We start from the raw sequence: 13,961 nt of genomic DNA, 5'->3' as shown, positions 1-13,961 counted from the left end.
ATGCGGGGCGATGTCGAACCCGCGCCAGTCAATCACCGCGCGGTTCGTGCTCTGGTTCACCGTCAGCACATTGCCGTTACTGCCAATCGTCGCAGAACCGCCGCTAACAACACCGCCAACAGGGTTGGCCATCGCACCAAATGGCGAGGCGGATGCCAGCATGGCTGCGGCAACCGTTACCCGTATCGTTTTGGCGCTGTATGTTTTTATAACGCGTTTCATAGGTTTTTGGCTATTCTCCTACCTTCCACTATTCCGCAGAAAGGTAAAAGTTGGTTAAATAACCAGCTAAAATTTACTTAAAATGCCAGATAGTTTGAGGGCTATAACCCGGCAATACCCATGAGATTGAGCCATTGGGAGGATGTCAGCATCCATCACATGTCACAAAAGGACATACGTTAATTATTTATGTGCAGGGATGCTACAGATCAGAAGCGGTAGGTTACCGCCCCCAGAACGCGCGGTGCGTTGCCATCGCCGTATGGCGGGTTGGGCACCGGGCCCATCAGTGGTTGCGCGACCGTTACGGTGGCGGAAATGTGATCGCCTATATTGAGGCGGGTACCGATACCGGCGGAGGCAACGGCCTTGTCATCCGCCGCTACATCACGGTTCCATACTTTGCCGATGTCATAGAAAATAAACGGCTGCGCCGTGACGCCAGCCCATGGCGTGCTCATGTCGTAGCGAATCTCTAATGTGGCGGCCAAGCCATGATCGCCCGTATATTCGGACGGATCATAACCACGGCCGAAAGAAGGGCCGCCAATGGCGAATTCCTCCGATGCCAGAAGCGGGCCGGATGCAAACTGGCCATTCACCGCCGCATAAGCGCTCCATGGGCCGCTGATGGACTGAAGCCGGGCATAGCTGGCTTCAAGCTTGGTGAAATCGCCCTTGCCGCCCGCGCGGGAAATGTTGACATCGCCATCGTTGGTGGCGTTAAGGATATCAAGCCCCTGGCTGACGGCCATGCTCATGACGTTGGCGCCGCCCCAGTCATCCACAATGTCGTAATTGCCGCTTACCTTGGCAATGCGCAGGCGGTCTTCATATAAAAGGGAGGTGAGAATGTCGGAGCTGTTATCGCGGATGGTTAATTCACCGGTCATGGTGAAATTCTCGCGGCGGGAACGCACAAACGGATGGCTGATGGCCAGACGCACGTGGTTGCTGTCCCCCTGGATGTCCTGATCCTCAATATGGAATCCCGGACTGGCATGGCTGACCCCGGCACCAATTTCCAGACGCGTGCCGTTGCCGCCGATGGGCAGGCTGTACTGGGCGGACCCGTATTGAATCTCTTCTGTCGGAACAGAGATAAGGCCAACAACGGAAATATCGTGGTAGGGCTGCGTCAGCCCCGCAATGCTGTAGCGACCGGTAACCTGATAGGGGCCGATAAAGCGGGAACCGTAATTATCCACCGTCACGGCGGGAGAGGATGTCTCTTTTTCGCCCATCAGTACCAAGCGAACGGCGCCGGGCGTGAAACCGGGGGTATTCTGTTCAATCGGCTCCACCACGCCGCGCACGCTGATGCCGGCGAGATCGTTCAGCAGCAGCAGGTGGCGCTCAAGCGTGTGAATGTCGATGGGGCGCTGGGCTTCAATACGTTCGATATGGCCCTGAATCACGCCTGTTTCCGGCAAATCGCCCTGAATGGCGACATCGGCGATATAGCCTTCGATCACCTGAATCTTGACCTTGCCATCCTTGATGCTTTGCGGCGGCACGATGACCTTGGAAAGGAAGTAGCCGTCGTCGCGGTAACGCTGGGTGATGGCCTGGGCAATGGCGTAGATGTCGCTCAGGCGGATGGTTTTGCCGACGAAATCGGCATAATATTTCTGAAGCGTTTCGTCGGTGTAGGCAGTGCTGCCTTCAATGGTCAGCTCTTTCAACGTGAAATCAATGGCCTCGGCACCCTGGGGCGCAGCTTCCATGGGTAACTGGCCAGGTGTAACTTCCGGCTGGGGCGATGGCGGCTCCGGCATGGGGGGGGTATTCAGGCGTTTGTCGGCCTGGGCCGGGTCGGCCGCGCTGCTGATTCCCGGCGGAACCTGCGCCTGCACGGCATAGCCATGCGCAACCACCATGATGGCGGCTAACGTCGCAAATGCCTTATCCCGTGCTTTATTCTTTTTTGTCATCGATGAATCTGTAACAGGTTTCCCCACGCCCTTCAAACCATGGGCGCGTAAAAAAAGCCTTAAATGATACTGAAAGGCTAAATTCACCGTTGTTTTCCTTTTTTGCCGCCGCGCCAGCTTAATAGGCAGATGCCATCATCGGTTGCCATATCGCAGGGGTCCATCTTGCCGCTGGTTGCCACCGGCGCCTGACGGGAGCCAGGCCGCCTGATAGACACAATGCGGTAAGGCGGCTGGCCGCTTTCCTGCCCGTGATTGAAAAATGCCGAGCGGTGAAGCTGGTTGGAGGCCACGTAGAGTTTATTGTCCGGACCAATGGCAATGCTGTCCGGCCAGTTAAGCAGCTCATCGTCCTGCGCCACGGTTTTGAGCGTGCCGGAAGGCGTGAGCATGCTGATGGCGCTGTTTTCAATATCGGTGAAATAATGATTGCCTGCCGCATCGGTGGCGGCGCCGTCCGATATGGGTTTTGGCCCGACGCGGCGGACAGCCGCAGCCACCTCGCCCTCGGAAGCATGGCGGCGCAGAATGGAGGCGGGAACGGCATACCAGGATGTGCCGCTCATGGGGCCGAAGAAAAGCGTTTCGCCATCGGCCGAGAGGGTGATGGGATCCACCCCGATGCGAGCCGGGCCGTTGGCATCCGGCATTTCCAGCCGGTGCCCCTGCACGCTTATGTTCACGCCCTCCGGCGCCAGACCGGGAATGTTTTCAATGCGCCAGGACGCGCCGTTGCGGGTGTTGACCACCAACAAGGCGGGAGGGGCCACCTTGCCCACATCGGCTACGTAGACAAAGCCGCGCTTGTCATCCACGGCGATATCCTGTGCAAACGAGCCGGGCTGCGCCACGGAGGCGCGGAACTGATGACGGAACACCATGCGGCGTGAAGCAATATCGAACGCCAGAAGCTTTGGTGGATAGGCATTGGCGCCTTCATTGCCATTGTCGATGACCCAGAGACGGTTGCGGCCATCCACCTTCACCCCAAGCGGGCTGACCAGACGGCTGCCGGACGGGCGGGAGGCATCGTTCCAGGCGGCGCTGGGGAAAGGCTCATAGGAGCCGGAGGCATGCACTTCCACCAAGCGGACGGGCGCAGGGCGAAACTGATGAATGCTGGCGAATATACGGCCATCCCTGCTGACGGCGGCGTTGCCTGGGTTGATGTCCATCTTGGCCACGGTGACGGCGTGCCCCTGTTCGGCAGGGCCAGCCCCGGCGCAGGCGGTGAGCAACGGCAACATCAACGCCAGAAAGGCGGAAGAAAAGCGAAGTGCATTTGGCATGGCGCGAGACTGTTTATCCAAATGTTGAAGCGGCACCGGCAAACGGTAAAGGGGATGGCTAGCAGATTATTCTCTTAATGCCAACCGCTTATGGGTTTACGCCCCAGACCGGGCACAGATAATGCAGGGCCGATGCAAAAATACCATGACGTGCCTTGTTCTAATGGCTAGAAGCTATGCCCGAGAGGTTCACATGATCGAATCATTTATCACATGGCTGGTGGATTGGGTGCACAGCATGGGCTATCTGGGCCTGTTTGTGATGACCCTGATTGAAAGCACTTTCGTGCCTATCCCCGCCGAATTAACGGTGATACCGGCCGGTTATCTCGTGCAGCAGGGGCATATGAGCGGGGGCTGGGTGCTGTTTTTCTGTGCGGCGGGCACGCTGATGGGCTCGTTTATCAATTATGCCATCGCCTACCATCTGGGTAGAAGGCTTATCCTGCGCTTTGGAAGGTATTTCCTGATGAACGAGGAAAAGCTTGCCAAAATCGATGCCTATTTTGTGGCGCATGGCGGCAAAAGCACCCTGATCGGCCGGGTTCTGCCGGGTGTGAAGCATTATATCTCATTTCCCGCCGGGCTGGGGCGCATGCGGCTTGATCTGTTTTGTCTGTACACGCTGCTTGGCGGCACGGCATGGACGGTGGTGCTGCTGGCGCTTGGCTATTACCTTGGCGAAAATCAGGAACTGGTGAAAAGCTACATCCTGTTCATCAAGGTGGGCCTGCTTGCGGCCATGATCGGCGCGGGTTTGTGGTATTGGCGCAAATGGGCCAGGCAGCGGGAAAAAAGCGCCCTTACCCCAGGTTAGCCCTTACCCCAGGTTAAATGCCGCGCCAGGATTCCGGAATTGCATTATAGGCATCCGCCGAAGGAAGCGGCTTTACGCCCAGCCCCGCCAGCAGCGCAACATCCAGACCGGATATCTCCAAAAGAATGCTACCGTCGTCATGCCATATGACAGAGGGAATCGGATAGGGGGTTAGATTGCCGTCCTCGTTGTGTGAAAAACGGGTACCTCCCCCCTGCAGAGGCCCCCAGTCGCGTTGGGCAGGCACCTGTTTCAACGCCGCTCGCCATTCCTTATCGCTCAGGATGATGGTGTAGGCGTCCATCGGCCAGGGGATACCTGCCATGCTCAATATATCCTGAAGTACCCCGAGTATTTGATCTTTCGTGGTGTATTCGTCGAGGATGGGCACATAGACGCCCTTTGCCCGGCACGCCCTCCAGAGATCTTCCATTTGAATGGTGCCTTTTATTCTCAGCGGACCATTTCTCAACAGCGAGGCCTGCACGTCCGGGTCCATCGCGCTTTCACGCGGGCGCAGGTTTTCCTCGCCAATGCCGGAGATATCCCAGGTGAAGGCGGAAAGGACGGAGGCGGCTTTATGGCGCTGGATGGCTGGATTCATGGGATTGCATTGTTACGCGGATAGGTTAGTGGTTAACCGCCTATCATGACAATTTAACGAAACGGCTCCATGGAACTTTCTCTCCTATACCGCGACGCGCTGGTGCTGATCATCGACAAGCCCGCAGGCATCAATGTGCACCGGGGGCCGGGGGGCGGCGAAAGCCTGGAGGATCACTTCGACCAGTTGCGCTTCGGCCTGCCCAGGCCCCCTGCCCTGGCTCACCGGCTGGACCGGGACACGAGCGGATGCCTGGTGCTGGGGCGGCACCCCAAGGCGTTGCGCAGGCTGGGGCGCATTTTTAGTGAGAACCTGGCGGAAAAAACCTACTGGGCCATCGTGCATGGTGTGCCGAACGAAGCAGGCGGACTCATCGACGCGCCGCTGCTGAAAATCAGCAGCAAAGAAAAAGGCTGGCGCATGGTGGTGGACGCCAAGGGCCAGGCATCGCAGACGCATTGGAAGCTGATGGGCGCGGGCGACGGGTTCAGCTGGCTGGAACTGAAGCCCGTCACAGGACGCACGCACCAGATACGTGTGCATTGCCAGAGCATCGGACACCGGATTGTGGGGGATCCCATCTATGGGCCGCAGCCGGTGAATGCGCCGATGATGCTGCATGCGCGCGCCATTACGCTGCCTCTATACGAGAAAAAGCCGCCCATCGCCGCGCTGGCCCCAGCGCCGGCGCATATGCTGGAACAGCTGCGCCGTTGCGGCTTCAACGATTAGCGGCCATTGCGGCGCAGCATGGGTTTTGTTTGCTTTTCACCCTGACGGAAGACTAGCATAGCAAAACCATCGTGAAAGGGACGACCCTATGGGTATGGAGAAGAACTGGCATTTCGATACACTCGCCATTCATGCCGGAACCCCGCCCGACCCCGTTACCGGAAGCATTCAAACCCCGATTCATCAAAGCGCGGCGTTTGTTTTTCATGATGCGGCGCATGCGGCCAACCTGTTTGCGCTGGAGGAAGCGGGCTATGTTTATTCCCGCCTGACCAACCCGACGGTGGCGGCGCTGCAGGGGCGGCTGGCGGCGCTGGAAAAAGGCGCGGGCGCCACCTGCGCGGCCTCCGGCCATGCGGCGCAAATGCTTTCGCTGTTCAACCTCATGCAAAGTGGGGATGCGTTTGTTTCTTCCAACAAACTGTATGGAGGATCGGTCTCCACCTACACGCATAGCTACAAGCAATTTGGCTGGGAGTGCCATTTTGTGAACCCGGATGAGCCGGAGAATTTCCGCAAGGCCATCACGCCAAACTGCAAGGCTATTTTCCTGGAGGGGCTCGCCAACCCGAGCGGGTCGGTGGTGGATATTCAGGCGGTGGCGGATATCGCGCATGAGGCGGGCATTCCCCTGATCGTCGATAATACGCTGGCCACGCCCTATCTCTGCCAGCCGTTTGACTGGGGGGCGGATATCGTGGTGCATTCCACCACCAAATTCATTACCGGCAATGCCACCACCATTGGCGGGGCGGTGATCGATAAAGGCACGTTCGATTGGAGCGCGTCAGACAGGTTTCCGCTAATGAGCAAGCCTGAGCCCGCTTATAACAATATTTCCTTCCACAAAAAATTCGGCGCGTTGGGCTACACGATGCGCGCGCATGCGCTGGGGCTGCGCAACATCGGCGCGACCATGTCACCCATGACGGCCTTCCTCACGCTGGCGGGGGTGGAAACACTGGGATTGCGCATGGAAAAGCATGTGGCCAACGCACAGGCAGCGGCGGAATTTCTGAAAGAGCACAAGGCCGTGGCGAATGTGAGTTACGCAGGGCTGAAGGACAGCCCCTATCAACCGCTGGTAAAAAAATACCTGCCCAAAGGGCCCGGCGCGGTGTTTTCCATCGAGCTGAAGGGCGGCTATGCGGCGGGCAAGGCGTTTGTAGAGAATACCAAGCTTTTTCGCCATCTGGCCAATATCGGCGACAGCCGGAGCCTGTGCATTCACCCGGCTTCCACCACGCACCATCAACTGACGGAAGCGCAGCTGAAGAATGCGGGCATTATGCCCGGCACGGTGAGGCTTTCCATCGGCATTGAGCATATTGACGATATCAAGGCGGACCTGGACCAGGCGCTTTCCGTCAAGCTTTAGCAATCAGCTTATCCAGCGCATACTGCGAACGTTTGAGGTTGCGCTTCACGCGGTCGGCATCCTTGACGCCGAGGCGGAGGGCCTCCTCCGCATGGTGGATGGCCTGCTCGTAGCGACCGAGGCTGTGGTAGCAGATGCTGATGTAATCATGCGGGTTGGGGCCGTAGGCTTCGGGGTCGATATTACCCTTGCCTGAGTTGGGGATACTAATGGCGGCGGCGAAGAGCGGCAGGGCGGCGGCCCATTGTTTGCGTTCCACGAGGTATTTGCCCGTTTCGTAATAGACCTCGGCAATATCGGGCATGAGCATGATGGCGCGGCCAAAGCTTTCGCGGGCCTTCTCATCCTTGCCAGTGGAGGCATAGGCGCGGGCCAGGCGCAGCATCTCGCGCACCATGTAGCTGTCCACCGGGGGGGTGGTGGCATAATAGCGCTCGTAAAAGGCGACTGCCTCATTCAGGTTGCCCATTGTGTAATTCTCACGCGCAATGAGGCGGAGCGTGCGGCCGCTCTCGTCGCCATCGGCAAGCATCTGCATGAGGATGGCCAGATTACGGCGCGGCGAGAGGGCGTTCATCTCCGGCGGTTTTTGGTGCGTGATGAAGATATCGGGGAATGTTTTGGTGCGGGCGGGAATGAGGCCATAAATGGCCTCGTGCACGCGATTTTTCCAGATGGCATCTATGCCCCGGCGGATGAGCCGCTCACGCAACAGATGGGTGGAGGCGGTATGATGATAATTCAGATAAATCGCATCCAGCGAATCATCGAGCTGTGATTTGAGCTGGGCAATCCGCCGCTGGTTTTCCGGCGTGATGATGTCGTCGGCATCGAGCCATAGAATCCAGTCGCCCGTACAGAGGGAGAAAGAGTAATTCCGCGCGGCGGCAAAGTCATCAATCCAGGCGAAATGGGCGAGCTTCGCGCCCATGGCCTCAGCCTTGGCAACGGTGTCATCGGTCGAACCGGTATCCACCACAATCATTTCATCGCATATGGGCTTGGCGCAGCTGAGCGCGCGCTCAATCAGATCGCCCTCATTTTTCACGATCATTGCCAGGGACAGGGTTACGGCCATGTTTTCTCCATAGCTATATTTACCTGGAGAGAGACTAATAATGTCTAAAACATGGCCGATGGATTTGGTTGATTTGTATTAACGATATAGGCCGTTTGTCACAGAAACTTCATGGTTATTTTAACCATTGTTAACCAAATTGGGGTAAAAAATTACTATCAAAACTGGGAGTTTCGGATGAGCGATAGCGCTGAAAATACTACTGATAATGCAAATCCATCGCTGCCAGAAAATCCTCCCGCAAATAATGCAGCCCCCGTTGAAGTGCCTGCGGCCCCCGTAGTTGAAGCCGCCGCTCCTCCAGAAGCGGCTCCCACCGTTAATGAGGTGCCTGTCACCACTCCCTCTAGTTCTGCTCCACAAAATACGCCTGAAGCGCCCGAAGAGGAAACTCCCGCGGAAGAAACTCCCGCAGAAGAAACTCCCGTAGAGGAAACTCCCGCAGAGGAAACTCCCGCAGAAGAAACTCCCGCAGAGGAAACTCCCGCAGAAGAAACTCCCGCAGAAGAAACTCCCGCAGAGGAAACTCCCGCAGAGGAAACTCCCGCAGAAGAAACTCCCGCGGAAGAAACTACGCCAGCGCCTGTTTCTCAGGAACAAATTGATGCCTTGGAAACGCAGTTGGGCATTGATCTAACTCAGGAAGTTATTGATTCCTATGAACTGACCGGGGCGGACGCCGACGCCATTCTCAACGGCGAGGTGCCAGCCAATATCCTTGCCCAAGGGCCGGATGCCGTGGTGGCATTTCTTCATGAGGATAACTCAAACCCCGAGTTGCCAGGCAGCAGCACAGGGCCGGTCGAACCGTTGCCGGATACCACGGAAAACTCCAGCGAAACGCCAACCGAGACCCCCACAGAAACATCCACTGCATCGGATGTGGCGGATGGCTATGCGCCGGAGAATTATACGCCAGGCACCGTGACCTACACGGTGGTGGATGGGCGTATTCTCGACAGTACCGGAACGGATGTGACGGATACGCTGGATGCGGATGTGCGCCAGGGCATTCTGGATGGTGTGACCGCCAATGACGACAATAACCCGGATACGCAGGAAACCAACACCGTTACCGTGGTCACCGCCGATAACGGTACCGTGTCCATCAATGGCGAGGTGATACATCAGGGACAGGAAGACAGCGGCTATAATATCGCCCTGGATGCAGACGGAAATTATGTGGTGACGGCGGATGAGCCCGTCGAGGGCTATCAGTATGTGGCGGATTACGACAGCCAGACCATCACCATCCTGGATGCTAATGGCAAGGTGGTGGAGGTAATCGAGGATGCCATCATTCCGCCCAAGGATGATCTGGCGCCACCCGCACAGGTGGTGCTGAGCGGGCTGAATATTGATGAAGGCAATACGGTGTATCAAAATGGGCAGGCCGTAGGCACGTTCGACCCGGCCACCGGCACCATCACCTTCTCAGACGGCCGCCCGCCGCTTGATAATGTGGAAAAACGCGAAACCGGCGAAGTGGTGGCCAATAATGATGGCCGATTGAATGTGGTGGTGACCGCCGACGGCCACCAGGTTAACGTCACCACCAGCTATGAAACCGACGCACAGGGCAATGAAGTGCTCGTTTATCGCGTGGATTTCAACAGCTGGACGGAAATGCAGACCGGACAGGCCGTGGGGGATGTTACCACGCTTGTGGACCTTGCCAGTACCAATGAAGCCGGACAGGAGGCGAAGGATGCGGCAGACCTGACCAACGGGTTGCTGGCGCATATGAACAATGCCGAGGTCGGCGTTCCCGTTATGATGGGGCTTTCATCCACCAACGATTTGATAGATCAGGCCGAAATCGATGCGATGATGGCCAGTGGCGGGCGATTGGACGAAGAAGAAATGCAGCGCCTGGAAGCCGCCGGCGTGCACTTGATTGTGGGGGTTAAAAACCCCGATGGAACGGTTTCGTTCTTCAGCGAAAAAACGCAACACGACCCTGCTTCGGTTTATGACAGCCTGCGTTTTATTCATAATAATCCCAATGCATCAACGGATGAACTGAACTCGGCCAATGTCGCCCTGCAAACCGGCACATCTGTTGCTATTCGGCCTGCCAACGACTTGAATGGCACCATCGCGCTGGTGGCCAACGATCAGTATGGTCATATACCCGACCTGATCAGCGCGGGGGTAATCGATGCCAGCTGGGTGAAGGATATTGGCGAACTCCTCCTGCAATATGAAGGCTTGAACGAGGTGACGTTCAAATGCCTTGAAGCCTCCGACACGGTGGAGCAGCAGTGCGAGGTGCAGTACGAGCTGGTGCAGCTTCAACCCAATGAGCAGCCGGTGTTTGTGATTACCTATTCGGTGGGTGAATTCAGCACCACGCTGCAGCTGAAACAGGGCGAAACGCCGACTCCGGAACAGCTTGAGCAGGTGAACAAGGACCTGCAGGCCCAAGTGGAAGCCGCCACAACGGCCCAGCCGGAAGCCGACGTGGCGACCGGCACGCGCGACCAGGTGCATAAGGACCGTTTCGGCGGTATCCTGGCCGAAGGCAATACCAATGGGCAAGACGGCACCACCGGCCGCTCCGACAACGTGCTTAATATTCAGGAGCCGATTGTCGATGGCGCCATGATGGGGGTCATTAATCCCGCAACCGGCGAGCCGTTCTACACGATGGAAACGCTGCTGGACTTCCAGCGGGATAACCCGGAAGGGCTCAAGAACCTGCGGCTGGAAGTGCGCGGCGAGATCAACATCGCCGTGGGCGGAAACCCCGAAGGTTCGCCCATGGGTGATAATCGCCTCAACGCCCTGCTGAACAACCTGCATTACGACGGCGCCAACCCGCCTACCAGCCAGATGGAGATGGATGCGGCGGTCGCATTCCTGCAATCGCAGGGCGCCATTATCCCAAGCTATGACGCGAACGGCAATATCGTGCCCAGCCTGAGCGGCGATATCCAGCTGAACCTGGCCAATGAGGCCGTGCAGCTGACGATGCGCTCCGAGGCGATGCTCTATGCGGGCTATGGCGCAGGGGTAAGCGTGTATACCGGGCCGCAGCCGACCCTGGATCAGTTGATGGAAGCGGGGCTGGTGGTCACCAACACCCTTCCCGACAACGGCATCGAATATGTGCTGTTGGATGCGCCGGGTGGAAACCGTGTTCAAGGGTTTAGCAACGAAGCCTATCTGATGGAATATTATGAACAGGGCATCAATGACCGGATTCTGACGCCCAGCCAGCAGGTGGTGGCGGATGCGCGTGCCACCGGGCAGGCCACGGCCTTCTATGTGGATACCTGGCCGAGCTTCTTCTACGACCAAAATAACCAGCGCATGGACAGCCGCATTGAGCAATATCGCGGCCATGAATTTACGGATGCGCATGGCACCTACTGGGATGGCGGTATCATCATCAGCACGGGGACGCAATATACCACGCAGCCCATGCTTGATGCCAACGGTCGCCCCATGCTGGACCCCGACGGCAACCCCATTACCGAAGTGATTGCCGACCCCAACGCCGCGCAGCATGTGGAGCAAGGCGCGGGCATTCAGAATTACATCACGGCACAACCCGACCATAAGAGCCTTTACTGGATCGAGACAGTCGGCCACCCGACCATTGTGGATGGCGTACCCTTTACCGAGGGCGCAAATGCCACTATCGCCCTGCAGGCGCAATATGGCTTCACCACGGGCGGTCAGTTCGCACAGACCACGCAGCTCTATCAGGTCAATAACGACCTGTCGGCCACGCCGGAAGACCATGCACTGCCAGAGAGCCTGTGGACCGAGCAACAGCGCGCCACGGTGGAACGCGGCGGCCAGCCGCCTTCCCTCTTCTCGCCCGACATTTATGATCATGAGCAGAATCAGCAGGTGGTGACGGCCGCCGTTACCACTGGCGTTGCCGCACCGGAGGTGCCTGCGGCGGAGGTGACCACCCTCAGCACGGAGAGCGGCGCATTGATCGAAGAAGGGCTGGTGGCCGCGCATTCCGGGGAACCGGCGGTCAACACCGATGAGCCGGACCTTAGCGCCATCATTGCAAACCCCGAGCTTCGCAACACGGTGACGGCCGTGGTTGGCCAGGGCTTTGACGGGCTGGTGTTCGACGACCAGGGCAATGTGCTGGTGCGGGGCGATGGCGTTGACAGCGCCACGGTTGACGGCCAGGTCTATGGCGGCACCATTATGAGTGTGGAAGAGCTGCTGACCATGGATCCCGCCGACTTTACCGATGCCCAATGGGAATCGGTTCATGCGCTCAAGAACGCCGTGGATACGGCGGCCATGCAGCTTGGCGGACTGGAGGTGCAGAACCTGGATGCCGCACGGGCCATTATCGGCGACCTTACGGCCGATAATGTGGGGCAAGGACAGGCTCAGAAAGACGCAACTTTCCGCGATGTCTAAGCGAACGGGATTCGGACCCATGCGAAAGGCGCCCTTACGGGCGCCTTTTTATTTGAGTGGCCTTGGAAATCAACGACGCGTCATGCGCCTGGCCACCTGGTCCATGTCGCTGATATAGACCACGCTGTTGAGAGGTTCGTAGCTGGGCTCAACGACATCGAACATGCCGCGATCCTTGCCGGCAAACGGATCGAACTGATAAGGGCCGACGGACGCATCGGCATAGAAGGCGGCGGCCTGCGGGCTGTCGATCTCGCCCATTTCGATGCGGCGCAGGCTGCTGTCGCGCACGAAGATGCTGTGGCCGGTGCTGGTGCTCACTTCGGGGCGGGCCATCACCACGTTGATGCCGGGCTGAAGCTGCTGACTGCCGACGGTCAGCACACCCGGCGTGTAACTGGCCAGGACGTAATTGTTGTCGTTGATCTCCAGATTGATGGCGTGGGTGCTGCCCGGAGAAGCATCGGAGCCGGAGCCACGCGCGTAACTGAGGTAAACCGTATCGATTGAAGAGGCCGTATCGCCATTCACCAGGCCGGTGAAGCGTGCATCGCGCAGGGTCAGGGCCGGGTTTTGCTCGCTCGGCTTGCGATCCTTGTTGGCGATCACGGCGGTGATGGGGCGTTTATCCACTGTCAGGGTGCCTGCCGTGAAGCCGGTGAGGTTATAGTTATTGTCGTTAAAGCTGTTGATGGTGATGGCATGGGTGGTGCCCGCGTTGCTGGTGCGGGTGGCCGCGCTGCCGATGACGAGGTTGTTGATGACCCCGCCGTTTTCTCCATTGGCGAGGTTGTTCCAGGTGACATCCTGCCAGGTCCAGCCCGGGTTGGCATCGCCGTAATGTTTGGTGTCGTCCTGCACGGTAGCGGTGATGTCGCGCTTGGTGATGGCGAGCGTGCCGGTGGTGCCGGTGAGGTAATAATTATCGTCCGTCAGATTGGCGGCGATGTTGTGAACCGTACCCGCATTGGCCGCGGCAGTGGCGGTGGGGGCGTCATAGGTGATGCTGTCGAGCACGGCGGCATTCTCGCCGTTACGCAGGCCGGTGACGCCGAGCAGGTTAAAGCCGCCATTGGCATCGCCATAAGCGCGGCTGGTATTCTGCACCTGCAGGCTGATGGCCGCTTTGGTGATGGTGAGCGCGCCCGCGTTGTTGACAGTGAGGGTGTAGTTATTGTCGCTGAAGCCGTTCAGATTGATGGCATGGGTGGTGCCCGCCCCTGCCGTCATTGTGGCACCGGCGGCCACATCCACCGTGCCCGCGTCGATGACACTGTGGTTCTGACCGTTGCGGAAGCCGGTGAAGGTGACATCGGCCAGTGTCAGGCTGGGGTTGGCGTAACCGTAGGCGCGGCTTTGATTATTGACCGTGGCGGTGAGGTTGGCCTTGGTGATGGTGAGCGTGCCGGCATTGTTGACCGTCAGGTTGTAGTTATTGTCGCTGAAGCCGCTCATGGTAATGGCATGGGTGGTGCCTGCGTTGGCCGCCAGGGTGGCACCGGCGGCGAT

9 protein-coding genes are annotated in these 13,961 nt (G+C 58.2%); 4 read left to right on the top strand and 5 right to left on the bottom strand.

What is annotated here, in order from left to right; all coding sequences use genetic code 11:
* From GC177_00045 to GC177_00035, 3 genes are all read right to left on the bottom strand, one after another.
* The coding region (locus GC177_00045) for a hemagglutination protein (protein ID MBI1274348.1) at nucleotides 1–222 on the bottom strand (222 nt) is incomplete at its 3' end.
* A 209-nt stretch (nucleotides 223–431) separates the two neighbouring features.
* Nucleotides 432–2,156, bottom strand: a complete 1,725-nt coding sequence (locus tag GC177_00040) for a hypothetical protein (GenBank protein ID MBI1274347.1) — start codon at nucleotides 2,154–2,156, stop codon at nucleotides 432–434.
* Nucleotides 2,157–2,239: 83 nt separating this feature from the next.
* Nucleotides 2,240–3,445 carry a hypothetical protein gene (locus GC177_00035; GenBank protein ID MBI1274346.1) on the bottom strand — a complete coding sequence of 402 codons (1,206 nt, stop codon included), beginning with the start codon at nucleotides 3,443–3,445 and terminating at the stop codon, nucleotides 2,240–2,242.
* Between the two features lie 121 nt (nucleotides 3,446–3,566).
* On the opposite strand from GC177_00035, the gene GC177_00030 reads away from it, so the two are divergent.
* Complete coding sequence (locus tag GC177_00030; protein MBI1274345.1) at nucleotides 3,567–4,262, top strand: DedA family protein; 696 nt, start codon at nucleotides 3,567–3,569, stop codon at nucleotides 4,260–4,262.
* A 13-nt stretch (nucleotides 4,263–4,275) separates the two neighbouring features.
* Here GC177_00030 and GC177_00025 read toward each other — a convergent pair whose 3' ends face one another.
* Entirely contained in the window at nucleotides 4,276–4,866 is a 591-nt protein-coding gene (locus GC177_00025) for a hypothetical protein (GenBank protein MBI1274344.1), read from the bottom strand.
* A gap of 69 nt (nucleotides 4,867–4,935) precedes the next feature.
* Here GC177_00025 and GC177_00020 point away from each other — a divergent pair, with 69 nt between their 5' ends.
* On the top strand, nucleotides 4,936–5,598 hold the full coding sequence (locus tag GC177_00020; protein ID MBI1274343.1) for an RNA pseudouridine synthase: 663 nt from the start codon (nucleotides 4,936–4,938) through the stop codon (nucleotides 5,596–5,598).
* Between the two features lie 94 nt (nucleotides 5,599–5,692).
* A complete protein-coding gene (locus GC177_00015) occupies nucleotides 5,693–6,976 on the top strand; it encodes an aminotransferase class V-fold PLP-dependent enzyme (GenBank protein ID MBI1274342.1) in 1,284 nt (427 codons plus the stop codon).
* Here the strand turns inward: GC177_00015 and GC177_00010 are convergent.
* Nucleotides 6,966–8,054 (bottom strand): glycosyltransferase, encoded by a 1,089-nt coding sequence (locus GC177_00010; GenBank protein MBI1274341.1) that lies wholly within the window; start codon nucleotides 8,052–8,054, stop codon nucleotides 6,966–6,968. The two genes, GC177_00015 and GC177_00010, sit on opposite strands and share 11 nt — an antisense overlap.
* A 177-nt stretch (nucleotides 8,055–8,231) precedes the next feature.
* On the opposite strand from GC177_00010, the gene GC177_00005 reads away from it, so the two are divergent.
* Complete coding sequence (locus tag GC177_00005) at nucleotides 8,232–12,452, top strand: hypothetical protein (GenBank protein ID MBI1274340.1); 4,221 nt, start codon at nucleotides 8,232–8,234, stop codon at nucleotides 12,450–12,452.
* The last annotated feature ends 1,509 nt before the right edge of the window (nucleotides 12,453–13,961 follow it).

The organism is bacterium (assembly GCA_016124905.1).
Lineage (GTDB): Bacteria > Pseudomonadota > Alphaproteobacteria > Rickettsiales > RI-342 > RI-342.
Note: the sequence above shows the minus strand (reverse complement) of the source record. Positions and strands in the feature narration are given on the sequence as shown.